Raw genomic sequence first — 13,348 nt, 5'->3', positions numbered from 1 at the left:
TATATTGACGGTATTATATAGAAGGAAAAGTTCTGGAAAGGAGCCCAAAGGACATGAATATGCCAATAAAGGAGCAGCTGCGCCTGTTCATTGCAATCCCGCTGCCCCCGCATTTGAAGACAAGACTGGCGATGTGGAGGGACGAGCAGCAGCATGAGCTTTTTTTCAAAAAATGGACTCACAAGGAAGATTATCATATAACCCTCCAGTTTTTGGGTGATGTGTCTCCGTCTCAGGTGCCCTCCTTGGCGAAGAAGCTGCAGGAAACAGCGCGCCAATTCCCCCCATTTGTTCTGAAGTTTGGAAATTCAGGTACTTTTGGCTCGGAGACTTCCCCAAGGGTACTTTGGGCTGGAGTAATTGACCAAAATCAGATGCTCTCCAGACTGCAGGAAAACGTGACCACAGCCATGGAGGAATTCGGATTTGTGAAAGAGTCAAGGCCGTATCGCCCGCATGTGACAATCGCCCGGAAATACGCGGGAAAAGAGGCTTTTCAGCTGAACGGAATCCCGCCGCTTCTTCCGCAAACAGCGTCCTCAGCACAAGAAAACAGGGAGGACTTATGGACTGTGAGCGAATTTGTACTTTTTTCCACGCATTTGCACGATTCTCCAATGTATGAGATACTAGAGACCTTCCGGATGGGAGATTAAGAGATTGAAATATTCAAGCCTTATTTTAGTCATATATTACATTCCTGCACATAAAACAATAAGCTTTTCCCTTTAGCCGTATCCTGTGAACCGTAAAATTGTGCCGTTACGAAGCTTGGTGTTGTCAAAAAGTACTCATGTTTTTCCGTTTTCTCGTATTCGCGGATGCAGCAAGTCACTGAAAATGTGGGTTTAGGTTTTCAAAACCTTTATTTTCGGTTACATAAGAAGGGAATGTGCCGGAATATAGGAGGAGAAATATGTACACTCTACGACAAAACCGCTGGATGGCTTTGCTAATCGGAGTTCTTCTAGTGTGTTTCTCTGCGATTTGTTTGCTTCTTCAAAATGAACAGGCCCATAAATTGCAGAATAAAAGCAGCATGAATTTGAGTCATTACGACTCCATTGCTCTTGGCAGCACCGAGGTTGTACCTGTCAAAAAGACAAATATACAGCTGGCAGCGTCGTCGCAGCCCGTTCATTTCAAATTGCCCTTGCGCCTTCAAAATGTAAATAATTTGAATGCGTGGAAGAATAAATCTAAGTCTATCTTTATTGAAAGTCTTCCTGAGAAATCGTCCCAGGCCAAGACGAAGCTTGCGGTTGAATCAGTGCATGCCAAACAACCACAGGCGGCAAAAGTGGAGGCTTCTCATCAGAAAGTGCTGAATCCTCAGCTGACTCCCCCTAAAAAATTATTCTTCAGCCGGACCAAACTGCTAAGTCCATCGGAACAGGCGCAATCGACCTGGCAGTACAATGTTTCCGCTGAGGATGTGCTCCTGCTGCAGCGCATTGTCATGGCAGAAGCAGAAGGTGAACCGTACCAAGGCAAAGTCGCTGTAGCGAATGTTGTCTTGAACCGCCTGCGGTCAGCCAATTTTCCCAATACGATTAAAAAGGTCATATATCAAAAATATCAGTTCAGTCCGGTGGCTAATGGACGCTTTGATCGCGTAAAGCCGAACCAGGATAGTATTCATGCTGCCAATGAAGCGCTGAACGGCAAAAAGGCAGTGGCGGATGATACGTATTATTTTCTATCGCTGAAGCTGGCCGATGATCTGACGGTACATCACACGCGTACATTCGAGAAGCGGATTGGAAACCACTCTTTTTACAAATAAATGCCAATACGATAGGATAGAAACAGGTTGTTCCGGCAATCATGAATCCATCTGAGTCATGTTTGGTTCATTTCATGTTTGGTTCATTTATTGTAGGGAGGTACTTCATGATGAAAATTACGTATTATGGACATTCTTGCGTGCTGGTTTCCGCAGGGGACAGAAGCGTTATTATCGATCCGTTCCTGACGGGGAATCCGTCTTCAGGGATTTCACCTGGGGATATTCATGTGGATGCCGTGCTGTTGACGCATGGACACGCCGATCATTTTGGAGACTGCATTGAAATTGCCAAGGCCAACGACTGCCCGATCATAGCCGTATACGAGCTGGCGGAGTACTGCCGCAGCCAAGGCGTTCAAACGTACGGGATGAACATCGGAGGCAGCCAGTCTTTTGACGGCTTCAAGGTTAAATACACGCTGGCTTTCCATAGCTCCTCCATTTCCGTTGGAGACACCTGGATTTATGGAGGCGAGCCCGGCGGCATTCTGCTGACGATGGGAGACCAGACGTTTTTCCATGCCGGAGATACCGGATTGTTCGGCGACATGCGCCTGATTGGCGAAATGAACCAGATCGATGCGGCTGCGCTTCCGATCGGCGATGCATTGACCATGGGACCAGAGGATGCGCTGCTGGCGGCAAAATGGCTGCGGGCGGAAAAGGTTCTGCCGGTACATTACGATACTTTCCCTGGCATCCACCAGGATGGGAAACTATTCTGCGAGCGGCTTAGCCAGGAAGGCATTAAGGGGTACCCGCTGAAGCCAGGCGAAAGCTTCGAAATTTAAGGTTCGTGCGGCGGACATTCACCACCTTCTTATCCGGGCATATATTGGGTATGGAATAAGCCTACGGAAAGGTGTGAGCCAAAGATGGAGTACCGGAATAGCGGCATCGTTCCCATCGCGGTTCATGAGCTTCAGCACATCATTCAGGCGGAGTACCGTTCCATGGTCTATGCCCAGCGCCTCATGCAGCTGGCGCCCCCGGAGCATCGGTTGCACTTTGTCAGAATGGTAGAGGTGAAGCAGAAGGAGCGTCTCGCGAATTGGGCGCGCCAGTATCACCATTTGACGGCCTGTTATCCGGTATTCAGCAAAGTGGAGCCGCCTTGGGATTATGTGTCGGGTCTTAAAGCATCCATCATGGATTCGCTCGATGCGGCCGACCTTTATGCAGGGCTGCTCCAAGGTACGCAGGATCCCGCGCTTCGCCAGATTCTGCAGAATGCCTTGAATGGAGAGAACCGCTGGGCAGCCCGGCAGCAGTTTCTGTACAGCAGCTATCTGCTGGAGAATGGGAATACCACCCAGGGCAAAGGCCTTATCGGCGTAATCAAAAAACAGCTTCCCCCTGTATAGGAGGAAGCTGTTTTGACGTGAAGAGTCATAGATTTCACGAGGGATTATGCCAAGCTGAAGAACGGGGATCGTTCCGGTACAGCAGTTCAAGCACCTGCCGGGCGCAGTATGAGGGACCTTTACCTGACCCTCGCCCGGCTGCAGACTTAAGCCTGCTGTCTTCCACTTGCCTGTATTCATGAACCAAACGATGATGCCAGCGGTGCAGAACCGCAGGGGAATGAATCATTTCCGCGCTCCCAAGCCCTACGAAATATTGTCCGTTCTCTTCTTCCTGGCCTGGAATTACCTCATAAAACAGCATGGGGATGCCTTTGGCGAGCCCTTCCGTGCAGGTCATGCCTCCGGGCTTCGTAATGAGCAGGTCTGAGACGTCCATCCATTTATGAATATCCTTCGTATAGCCGAGCAGATGTATATGCGGGTGAGCGAACAGCGGGCTGTTGTTCATCTTCTGCAGGACCTTCTCGTTGCTGCCGGTACAGAAGACCAACTGGATCTGATCCGCCCAGGAGATCAGCAGATGGATCATCTCTTTATTGAAGGAAACGCCCCAGCCTCCGCTCATGATCAGTATGGTCGGCATGCGTTTCAGTCCAAGCTCCGCCCTGAGCAGCTCTTTGTCGGCTTGTTCCCAGAAGCTCGGATGAACGGGAATACCCGTCACCTGAATGGATGAAGCCGGCACGTTCCGGCGGAGCAGCAAGCCTTTGACCCGCGGTGTTGAAACGAGATATTGGTTAACTTCCTTATTGACCCATGTCGCATGGACATCATAATCGGTTACGAGCGTAACCAGGGGGACTTGAATTCCCTGCCTTTTCAGACGGGAGATGACGGCGTTGGGAAAAGGATGCGTACATACGATCAGATCCGGTTTCAGTTGTTTAACGACTTGGGCCGCCTGCGTGTAAAAAATCCGGTGCAGGGCGAGCTTGGCCAGTCGGTTAAGCGATTTATCGTACTGCTTGCGGTAGAGCATACCGACCAGCTTGGGGCTGCTGCTAACCGTTTTGCGGTATGCCGACAGGATTAAGGGACCCATCGTCGGATTTAAAAATTTGCCGAGCTCGATGACGCGGCACTGCAGATGGGGGTCGAGCCTCTTCATCCCGGCCGCCAGTGCGTATGCTGCTTGGGTATGGCCGGTGCCGAAACCCTCGGACAGCAGCAGCACTCTTTTTTTCTGCATGTTTTCACCCACTTTTCCTTCCTCTATCTTACAGGAGGAGTAGGTAAAAATCCATCAGCGGATGTTTGGGATCCAAGCCGAAATAAGAAGTAAAATGAAATGAAAAGAAAAGATTCTGAAAAAAGCGTCTGGGAGGGGTTGCCAGCCAAACAGGAACGTGATAAAGTATGAATTGACCATATGACCGGATTGGGAAATCGGTCATATCATGTATAAGGGATTTGGATGCGGAAGGAAAGGAGGGGAAGGATATGCCTGCGGTGGATCGTCGAAAGCAAATCCTTCAAGCGGCAGCGCAATCTTTTGCCCTGTTTGGATATAAGGCAACGACGATGGATCAGGTGGCAAAAATTGCGAATGTGGGCAAAGGGACGATCTATACGTTTTTCACGAATAAGGAAGTGCTTTTCGATGAAATTCTGTACAGCGTCATTGTGGAAATGAAGGCATTGGCAGAGAGCAAAATCAAACGGGAGCATCATTTTTTCGAGAACCTGTACAGGGTTCTGGATGCACTGCTGGAGTTCCGGGATGAGCATGAACTGTTCATCAAGCTGTCCCAGGAAGTGCGGGATGTGGGAACGCTGAAAGCCCGGGAGGGACTTTCCAAAATCGAGCGTGTTATTTTGGATTATTTGGAGATGGAGATCGCCTACGCGCTGGGCCAAGGCGAGATTAAGCCATGCGATCCGCAAGTGGTCGCCCTCGTGATGTTCAAGCTGTACATTGCGTTGACTTCGGATTTCAATCAGATCCGGGAGCCACTCGGCAAAGAGGAAATCCATCATTATATCCGGTTATTCTTGGCGGATGGACTCGCGAATCTGCCCGAAGGTGCAGCCTAAACATTAGAATAGCAGGCAGATCATGCTTCCAAGTACGTGCAGCCGATTACCGGCCGCCGGAAAAGGAAGTTTTTATCGGCCTCGAATTGACCAAATGATTAAAATGGTCAAGTAGTACTGAAAGATTGAATAGAGATGATAAGGAGAGAAACATTTCATGAGGTCATTATCTGTATTTGTTAAGGATATGGCTGCGACGGTCCGCAACCGGAAGCTGCTTATCTCCATGGTGGCCGTGCTCTGTATTCCGGTCATGTATGCCGGATTATTTCTGACCGCCTTTTGGGATCCGTACGGCAAGATGGATCAGCTGCCGGTAGCGGTTGTGAACAAGGATACCGGCGCGGTATACGGAGACCAGTCGCTGCAGGTTGGCGAGGAGCTCGTGGAAGAGCTGAAGAAGAGCGACGATTTTAAATGGACGTTCGTAAGCAAGGAAGAAGCCGAGCAGGGCATGAAGGATAACGAATATTATATGACGATCGTGATTCCGGAGGATTTTTCGTCCAAAGCGGCAACGGTGCTGGATGAGCATCCTCAGCCTTCCGAAATCGTGTTTGAGCCGAACGAGGGCTATAACTTCCTGGCTTCCCAGATCGGCGGAACAGCCGTAAAGGAAATCCGGGCGAAGGTTTCGGAACAGGTGACGGAAGCCTACTCCAAAACGCTGTTTGAGCAAATCAAGACCGTATCGAGCGGTCTGGGCGAAGCAGGTAACGGGGCATCCGACATTGCAGGCGGTGCAGTCAAGCTGGATGAGGGAGCTGCGAAGCTGAAGGAGAACCTGGGCAAAATGGTGGCAGGCACCGTGAAGCTGCAGGAGGGCATTGAGCCGCTTTCGAGCGGCGCCGGTGACTTGCAAAAAGGTGCCTTGAGCCTGAAAGAAGGCTCGCAGACGCTGGCCGGCGGATTGGATCAGCTGAGCTCGGCCCATAAGCAGCTTGAAGATGGCGTTGTGTCAGCGCACCAAGGCGCCACGCAATTGAAGGACGGATTAACCGCGTCCGAAGCGGGCAGCGCCAAGCTGAAAGCAGGGCTGCAAACGGCGGTGGACGGCAGCGGGAAGCTGCAGGCGGGCCTCGGCGCAACGCTGGATGGCAGCGGAAAGCTGCAGGATGGCCTGAAGCAGTCCGAGGCTGGCAGCGCCAAGCTGGCTGAAAGCATGAAAGCCGCCGAAGCCGGCGGGGCACAGGTTGCATCGGGAGCCCAGAGCGTGGCACAGGGATTGCAGCAGCTAGCCCAGGCAAGTCCTGAGCTCGCGCAAAATCCAGCTGTGCAAAAGCTGATTGCGGCAAGCCAGGCGGTAGCCCAAGGCAGCGCACAGCTGCATCAAGGCCAGCAGCAGCTCAGCGAGGGCGCATCGCAGCTGCATCAATCGCAGCAGCAGCTGTCCGGCGGGGCTTCCAGCCTGCATGACGGCCTGCAGCAGCTGTCCGGCGGAGCCGCACAGCTCAGCGAGGGTGCTGGGCAGCTGACAGCCGGCGTGGATCAGCTGCATCAGGGCCAGCAGCAGCTGGTGCAGGGTGCAACCAAGCTTGAAGCAGGAGAATCCAAGCTTGAAGAAGGCATGAAGCTGTTCGGCACGAAGCTGGCCGAAGCGGCGAACGGCAGCAAGCAGCTTGCGAGCGGCGCAGCCCAAATCGCCGACGGCAGCGGCAAGCTGCAGGGCGGCATGAGCCAGCTTGGCAGCGGCGTAACGACTCTTGCCTCCGGCTCGAAGCAGCTGGACAACGGCGCCGGTCAATTGACCGAGGGTCTTGGCCAACTGAAGGACGGTTCCACGGAGCTGGCTTCCAAGCTGAATGAAGCAGCTGAGAAAACCGGCGAAGTGAAGGCGGGGGACGAGAACTTCAAAATGTTCGCGGAGCCCGTGCAGATCGAAGAGAAGAAGTTCTCTAAAGTGCCGAACTACGGAACCGGCTTCGCGCCGTACTTCCTGTCGCTGGGATTGTTCGTAGGCGCACTGATTTCCACAATCGTGATTCCGATGCGCGATACATCCGTTCTTGGAGCTTCCGGCTTCAACCGGTTTATCAGCCGGACCATCACGTTCGTGCTGATGAGCGTGCTGCAATCTTTGCTGTCGGCCCTCATCCTGCTGTATGGATTGAAGCTGGACGTGCAAAGCGTACCGCTGTTCTACCTCTTTACCTTTATTACCAGCTTGTCGTTCATGTTTATGATTCAGGCATTCGTCACATGGCTGGATCAGCCGGGACGCTTTGTCGTCATCGTGCTCCTGATCTTCCAACTGACAACGAGCGCAGGCACCTTCCCGCTGGAGCTGATTCCGGACTGGATGAAGGCGCTGAATCCACTTCTGCCGATGACCTACAGCGTCAAAGGCTTCAAGGCGGTCGTCTCGACAGGCGATTACACGCTGATGTGGCAGCAAGCCGCCGTGCTCGGCGCTGTGGGAATCGTATTCTTGGGCCTGACGTTCGCGTACTTCTCCATGAAGTCGCATAAAGGTATTCTTGAAGAGCAGCAAACACCTTCCGCTACGGTATAACGGATAGGAAGAAAAAGGGTTGCCCCGGGCCATATAGGCTTTGGGGTAACCCTTTTTATGATTTGGAGGCTGCATAACGGATTTCAGGTTTGGGACTTTGATAACGTGTCAATAAATCCACAAGTAGGATGATTAGGTACTTAATGCTTTGCTTCGAAGCAGCGGAGCGGACGAATCGATTCCGAAAAAGCGTTAGCGGTCGCCTTTGTTACCGAATTTAAACCGATAATAATTATAAAATAAATTTGGTAACAACAGCGATTGGAGGAATGATTCGTACGTGGAGCATCTCACATCAAATGTAATAGAGGGAAACTCACCCAAAGTCTGAATAATTATTCACGATACTGCTATTTAATTAGCGAGGACTTTAATGCGTCGATGCAAAGCATTCTTTATCAGCATCATAAAAACTTTAAATTGCGCAGACCAAAGGGCAGTGTTAAAATAAAAAAACCAATTCTTGCTGAATAAATATCGATATTAGCATGACCATTCCCCAATACAACAAGGTTGTCCGCTGTTGTACGTTTACCCCATTCCCCAGTTAATAGTCACTGTTTTGTCCTTGTAGCCAATGTTGTCGCCCGTGGTGTTGTTTTGGTGTACCCGGATTTACGTCATTATTCATTCTGAAGATAGAAAGGTTGCTTTCCATGAGACATACGGTACTTCCCCCTAAACAGGGACTTTATGATCCGCAATTTGAAAAAGATGCTTGCGGCATGGGGTTTGTTGCTCATATTAAGGGCCGGGCTTCCCATGAGATTGTTAGCCAGGCGCTGACGATGCTGGAGAATATGGAGCATCGCGGCGGCCAGGGCAGTGAGCCTAATTCCGGTGACGGAGCCGGCATTATGCTGCAGATTCCTCACCGCTTTTTTGCGGAAGAGGCTGGAAGGCTTGGTTTTGAACTTCCCGAAGCAGGCCAGTACGGAGCTGGCATGCTGTTTCTTTCCCATGATGAGGCCGTTCGTGAGGCTCATGAGAGCCGGCTGATTCAGATTATTAAGGAGGAGGGCCAGACCTTCCTCGGTTTCCGCGATGTGCCGACCTTTGATGAAATGCTGGGCAAATCAGCGAAGGCAGCCAAGCCATACGTCCGTCAGGTGTTCATCGGGCGCAGCGCTGACCTGAAAGAAGATCTGGATTTTGAGCGTAAGCTGTACATTATCCGCAGACGCGCGGAGCTCGCGATTCGTTACGGTGGAACGCCGGAAGGAGATTCCTTCTACATTTCCAGCTTATCCTGCCGGAAAATCGTATATAAAGGCATGCTGACGACCGTGCAGGTGGGTCAATTCTATCTGGACCTGCAGGACGAAAGGGTCGAAACCGCAATCGCGCTCGTCCATTCCCGGTTCAGCACGAACACCTTCCCGAGCTGGGAACGCGCGCATCCATACCGCTTCATGATTCATAACGGCGAGATCAACACGCTGCGCGGCAACGTGAACTGGATGCATGCCCGCCAATCCCTTTTCAAAAGCGACGTGTTCGGCAGCGACCTGGACAAGGTGAAGCCAGTCATCAACCCGGACGGTTCGGATACGGCGATGTTCGACAATACGTTCGAATTTCTGTACCTGAGCGGCCGCTCCCTGCCTCATGTGGCCATGATGATGGTGCCGGAGCCTTGGAATAACGACGAAGGCATGGGAGACACGAAAAAAGCATTTTACGAATATCACAGCACCCTGATGGAGCCTTGGGACGGCCCGGCAGCCATGGCGTTTACGGATGGCGTGCAGATCGGGGCGATTCTGGACCGCAACGGCCTCAGACCTTCCCGTTACTACGTAACCAAAGATGACCTGATTGTGCTTTCTTCCGAAGCGGGCGTACTCAACATCGCTCCGGAGGACGTGCTGTACAAGGACCGCCTGCGTCCGGGCCGGATGCTGCTGGTCGATACGAAGGAAGGGCGCATTATTTCCGATGAGGAGGTCAAAGCACAGATCGCTTCGGAAGAGCCTTACCGCGAATGGCTTGACGAGCATCTGATCAACCTGGAAGAATTGCCGGATGCGCCGGAGCTTCCGAATCCGAAGCATGACAACGTGACACAGCTGCAGCTTGCGTTCGGCTACACATTCGAGGAGCTGCGCAAGGTGCTGGAGCCGATGGCCTCCACGGGCATGGAAGCCCTCGCATCGATGGGCTATGATGCTCCGCTGGCCGTCTTGTCCGACAAGCCGCAGCGGCTGTACAACTACTTCAAGCAGATGTTCGCGCAGGTGACGAACCCGCCGATTGACGCGATCCGCGAGGAGATCATTACGGCGACGGGCACCACGATCGGACCGGAGCGCAATTTGCTGCATCCCGAGCCGGAAAGCTGCCGCCAGATCCGTCTGGATACGCCGATCCTTTCCAACGAAGATTTTGCGAAGATCCGTCATGTGCACCGTCCGGGCTTCAAGTCCATGACGATCCCGATCTTCTTTACGGCTGCGGACGGAGCGGAAGGCCTGCGCGAGGCGCTGAACGGATTATGCGAAGCGGCCGACCGGGTCATCCGCAAAGGGCATAATATCCTGATTCTGTCCGACCGCGGCGTCGACCGCGAGAATGCGGCCATCCCGGCGCTGCTTGCGGTATCCTGCCTGCATCATCACCTGATTCGCCAGGGGACGCGCACGAAGGTAAGCATCCTGCTGGAATCCGGCGAACCGCGCGAAGTGCATCACTATGCGCTCCTGCTCGGCTACGGCGTCAGCGCGGTCAACCCGTATCTGGCGTTCGAAACGCTGGACGACATGATCCGGCAGGGGCTGCTGCGCGGCGTGACTCATGAGAAAGCGGTCAAAAACTACATTAAAGCTTCGACCAAGAGCGTCGTTAAAATACTGTCCAAAATGGGCATTTCCACGATCCAGTCCTACCGCGGAGCGCAAATTTTCGAAGCGGTCGGCCTGAAAGAGGAATTCGTTGAGCAATACTTTACGCGCACGCCGTCCCGCATTGGAGGCATCGGCCTCGAGGAAGTGACGGCCGAAGCGCTCGCGCATCATAACCGGGCCTTTACGGATAAGGACGGAAACGATAAGGTGCTGGATTCCGGCGGCGACTACCAGTGGCGCAAAGACGGGGAAGAGCATCTGTTCAACCCGCAAACGATCCATTTGCTGCAGCAGGCGGTTCGCACCGGCGATTACAAAGTATACAAGAAATACGCCAAGCTGGTACAGGGCGAGAACGAGCAGAAGATGACGATCCGTTCCCTGCTGAGATTGAAACCTGCGGGTCCTGCGGTGCCGCTTGATGAAGTCGAGCCGATTGAGTCGATCATGCGCCGCTTCAAGACGGGGGCCATGTCCTTCGGTTCAATCAGCAAGGAAGCGCATGAAAGCCTGGCGATCGCCATGAACCGTATCGGAGGCAAAAGCAACACGGGCGAAGGCGGCGAAGACCCTGCCCGCTACATCCCGGATGCGAACGGGGACTCCCGCCGCAGCGCGATCAAGCAGGTTGCATCGGGCCGGTTCGGCGTGACGTCGAACTATCTGGTCAATGCCGATGAGATTCAGATCAAGATGGCTCAGGGCGCCAAGCCTGGCGAAGGCGGACAGCTGCCTGGACGCAAGGTGTACCCGTGGGTTGCCGAGGTCCGGGGCTCAACGCCGGGAGTCGGGTTGATCTCTCCGCCTCCGCATCATGATATCTACTCCATCGAGGATTTGGCGGAGCTGATCTATGATCTGAAGAACGCGAACCCTCGTGCCAATATTAACGTGAAGCTGGTGTCCGAAGTGGGCGTCGGCACGATTGCCGCAGGCGTCGCCAAAGGCAGAGCCGACATCATTCTGGTGAGCGGTTATGACGGAGGTACCGGCGCGTCGCCGCAAAGCTCGATTCGCCATGCAGGCATGCCGTGGGAGCTGGGACTTGCTGAAACGCATCAGACGCTGATCCTGAACAATCTGCGCGACCGCGTCGTGCTCGAAACGGACGGCAAAATGCTGAACGGCCGCGACCTCGCGGTAGCGGCGCTGCTGGGAGCCGAAGAATACGGCTTCTCCACGGCACCACTCATTGCGCTTGGCTGCATCATGATGCGCGTATGTCAAATGGATACTTGTCCGGTCGGCGTGGCAACGCAGAATCCGGAACTGCGCAAGCATTTCATGGGGGATCCGGCGCATGTCGTGAACTTCATGAGATTCGTGGCCGAGGATCTGCGCGAGCTGATGGCGGAGCTTGGTTTCCGTACGATTCAGGACATGATCGGCCGTACCGACTGCCTGGATGCGGAAGTCGTGAACGAGCACTGGAAGAAGCAGGGCATCGACCTGTCCGCGCTGCTGCACGTTCCGGAAATGCCGGAAGGCAGCACACGCTTCAACAGCCAGACGCAGAATCACGGCTTGGAAGAAACGCTGGATATGCGCTACCTGCTGAACATGGGCGCGCCTGCCCTTGAAAGCGGCGCTGCCGTGCAGGGAACGCTGCCGATTACGAACGTGGACCGCGCGGTCGGCACCATCCTGGGCAGCGAGGTCACGCGGAAATACGGTGCAGCCGGGCTTCCGGAGGATACGATTTCCTTCACGTTCACGGGCACGGCCGGCCAGAGCTTCGGGGCATTCGTGCCGAAGGGCATGACCCTGACCGTTATCGGCGATGCCAACGACTATACGGGCAAAGGCCTGTCCGGCGGCAAGCTGATCGTGAAGCCTTCGGACAAATCGACCTTCAAAGCCGAGGAGAATATCATCATCGGCAACACCGCTTTTTACGGAGCGACGAGCGGTGAAGCCTACATTAACGGTATTGCCGGCGAACGCTTTGCTGTCCGCAACTCCGGCGCTGCCGTCGTTGTCGAAGGCGTCGGCGACCACGGCTGCGAATACATGACGGGCGGACGCGTCGTCGTGCTTGGCGGAACAGGCCGCAACTTTGCGGCAGGCATGTCCGGCGGCATCGCCTACGTCTATGATCCGGAGAATACCTTCATTCAGCGCTGCAACCTGGAAATGGTGCTGCTGGAGCGGGTAGAGGAAGCTGAAGAAGCGGAAGAGCTGAAGCAGCTGATTCAGAAGCACGTGTCTTATACCGGAAGCGATCTGGGACTCAAGGTTCTGGAGAACTGGGGGCAAAACCTGGAGAGCTTCGTCCGAGTCATTCCGAAGGATTACAAACGGATGACGCAGCATATCCGCAAGGTTCAAGAGAAAGGATTGACCGGCGAAGCGGCGCTGCTGGCTGCTTTTGAAGCCAACATGCGGGAGCTGGCCAGAACCGGCAGTCATTAGTCATAAGTTTTACATGAACATGCAGGCTTGATTCAATACGGGTTTGTGATTTTGGCTCCGAATGGAGACTTAAATCACAGGCCCATTTTTTTCGACAAAAATAGAACTGGAATCGTAAGACAAACACTCCATCAGACGACAGCATCATAGAAACACATCGATTATAATTAAAAAGTCCTATCCGATCAGGTTCTATATGACCTGTTTTTGGGTATTCAAGCAGTAATCTGAGATTATATTGTTAAATTGATGAGTGGAGCGAGGGTGTCTTCAATGAGCGATGAGAAGGAATTTGGTACCGAAGTCCGGTCCAATGATAAGCATTCGGCACAGACACAACTGGATATCCTGAAAGTGCTTGAGCAATGCGGGATACACCCCGAGAGCTGGC

At 53.3% G+C, this 13,348-nt stretch carries 8 protein-coding genes; 7 read left to right on the top strand and 1 reads right to left on the bottom strand.

The window, feature by feature from the left end; translation table 11 throughout:
• Positions 1–53 precede the first annotated feature (53 nt).
• The 4 genes from thpR (at position 54) to ACTHPM_RS15315 (ending at position 3,153) form a co-directional block, all read left to right on the top strand.
• On the top strand, positions 54–656 hold the full coding sequence (gene thpR, locus ACTHPM_RS15330) for an RNA 2',3'-cyclic phosphodiesterase (protein WP_440395506.1): 603 nt from the start codon (positions 54–56) through the stop codon (positions 654–656).
• Positions 657–916: 260 nt separating this feature from the next.
• Entirely contained in the window at positions 917–1,786 is an 870-nt protein-coding gene (locus ACTHPM_RS15325; RefSeq protein ID WP_440395507.1) for a cell wall hydrolase, read from the top strand.
• Positions 1,787–1,896: 110 nt separating this feature from the next.
• Positions 1,897–2,580, top strand: coding sequence for a metal-dependent hydrolase (locus ACTHPM_RS15320; RefSeq protein ID WP_440396228.1), 684 nt, complete (start codon positions 1,897–1,899; stop codon positions 2,578–2,580).
• A gap of 84 nt (positions 2,581–2,664) precedes the next feature.
• Positions 2,665–3,153 carry a ferritin-like domain-containing protein gene (locus ACTHPM_RS15315; RefSeq protein ID WP_440395508.1) on the top strand — a complete coding sequence of 163 codons (489 nt, stop codon included), beginning with the start codon at positions 2,665–2,667 and terminating at the stop codon, positions 3,151–3,153.
• A 34-nt stretch (positions 3,154–3,187) separates the two neighbouring features.
• On the opposite strand, the gene ACTHPM_RS15310 is transcribed toward ACTHPM_RS15315, so the two are convergent.
• On the bottom strand, positions 3,188–4,345 hold the full coding sequence (locus ACTHPM_RS15310; RefSeq protein WP_440395509.1) for an MGDG synthase family glycosyltransferase: 1,158 nt from the start codon (positions 4,343–4,345) through the stop codon (positions 3,188–3,190).
• A 251-nt stretch (positions 4,346–4,596) separates the two neighbouring features.
• Between ACTHPM_RS15310 and ACTHPM_RS15305 the strand changes: the two genes are divergently transcribed.
• The 3 genes from ACTHPM_RS15305 (at position 4,597) to gltB (ending at position 12,957) form a co-directional block, all read left to right on the top strand.
• Positions 4,597–5,190 carry a TetR/AcrR family transcriptional regulator gene (locus ACTHPM_RS15305; RefSeq protein WP_440395510.1) on the top strand — a complete coding sequence of 198 codons (594 nt, stop codon included), beginning with the start codon at positions 4,597–4,599 and terminating at the stop codon, positions 5,188–5,190.
• A 157-nt stretch (positions 5,191–5,347) separates the two neighbouring features.
• Positions 5,348–7,702, top strand: coding sequence for a YhgE/Pip family protein (locus ACTHPM_RS15300; RefSeq protein WP_440395511.1), 2,355 nt, complete (start codon positions 5,348–5,350; stop codon positions 7,700–7,702).
• 656 nt (positions 7,703–8,358) lie between these two features.
• On the top strand, positions 8,359–12,957 hold the full coding sequence (gene gltB / locus ACTHPM_RS15295) for a glutamate synthase large subunit (protein WP_440395512.1): 4,599 nt from the start codon (positions 8,359–8,361) through the stop codon (positions 12,955–12,957).
• Positions 12,958–13,348: the final 391 nt, after the last annotated feature.

Source organism: Paenibacillus sp. SAFN-054 (genome assembly GCF_051966755.1).
GTDB lineage: Bacteria > Bacillota > Bacilli > Paenibacillales > Paenibacillaceae > Paenibacillus_AQ.
This window is presented reverse-complemented; position numbering and strand designations above follow the sequence as displayed.

Coding starts and splice junctions, on each gene's coding strand:
- thpR (WP_440395506.1), top strand. CDS start 54: ATGAATATGCCAATAAAGGAGCAGCTGCGCCTGTTCATTGCAATCCCG.
- ACTHPM_RS15325 (WP_440395507.1), top strand. CDS start 917: ATGTACACTCTACGACAAAACCGCTGGATGGCTTTGCTAATCGGAGTT.
- ACTHPM_RS15320 (WP_440396228.1), top strand. CDS start 1,897: ATGAAAATTACGTATTATGGACATTCTTGCGTGCTGGTTTCCGCAGGG.
- ACTHPM_RS15315 (WP_440395508.1), top strand. CDS start 2,665: ATGGAGTACCGGAATAGCGGCATCGTTCCCATCGCGGTTCATGAGCTT.
- ACTHPM_RS15310 (WP_440395509.1), bottom strand. CDS start 4,345: ATGCAGAAAAAAAGAGTGCTGCTGCTGTCCGAGGGTTTCGGCACCGGC.
- ACTHPM_RS15305 (WP_440395510.1), top strand. CDS start 4,597: ATGCCTGCGGTGGATCGTCGAAAGCAAATCCTTCAAGCGGCAGCGCAA.
- ACTHPM_RS15300 (WP_440395511.1), top strand. CDS start 5,348: ATGAGGTCATTATCTGTATTTGTTAAGGATATGGCTGCGACGGTCCGC.
- gltB (WP_440395512.1), top strand. CDS start 8,359: ATGAGACATACGGTACTTCCCCCTAAACAGGGACTTTATGATCCGCAA.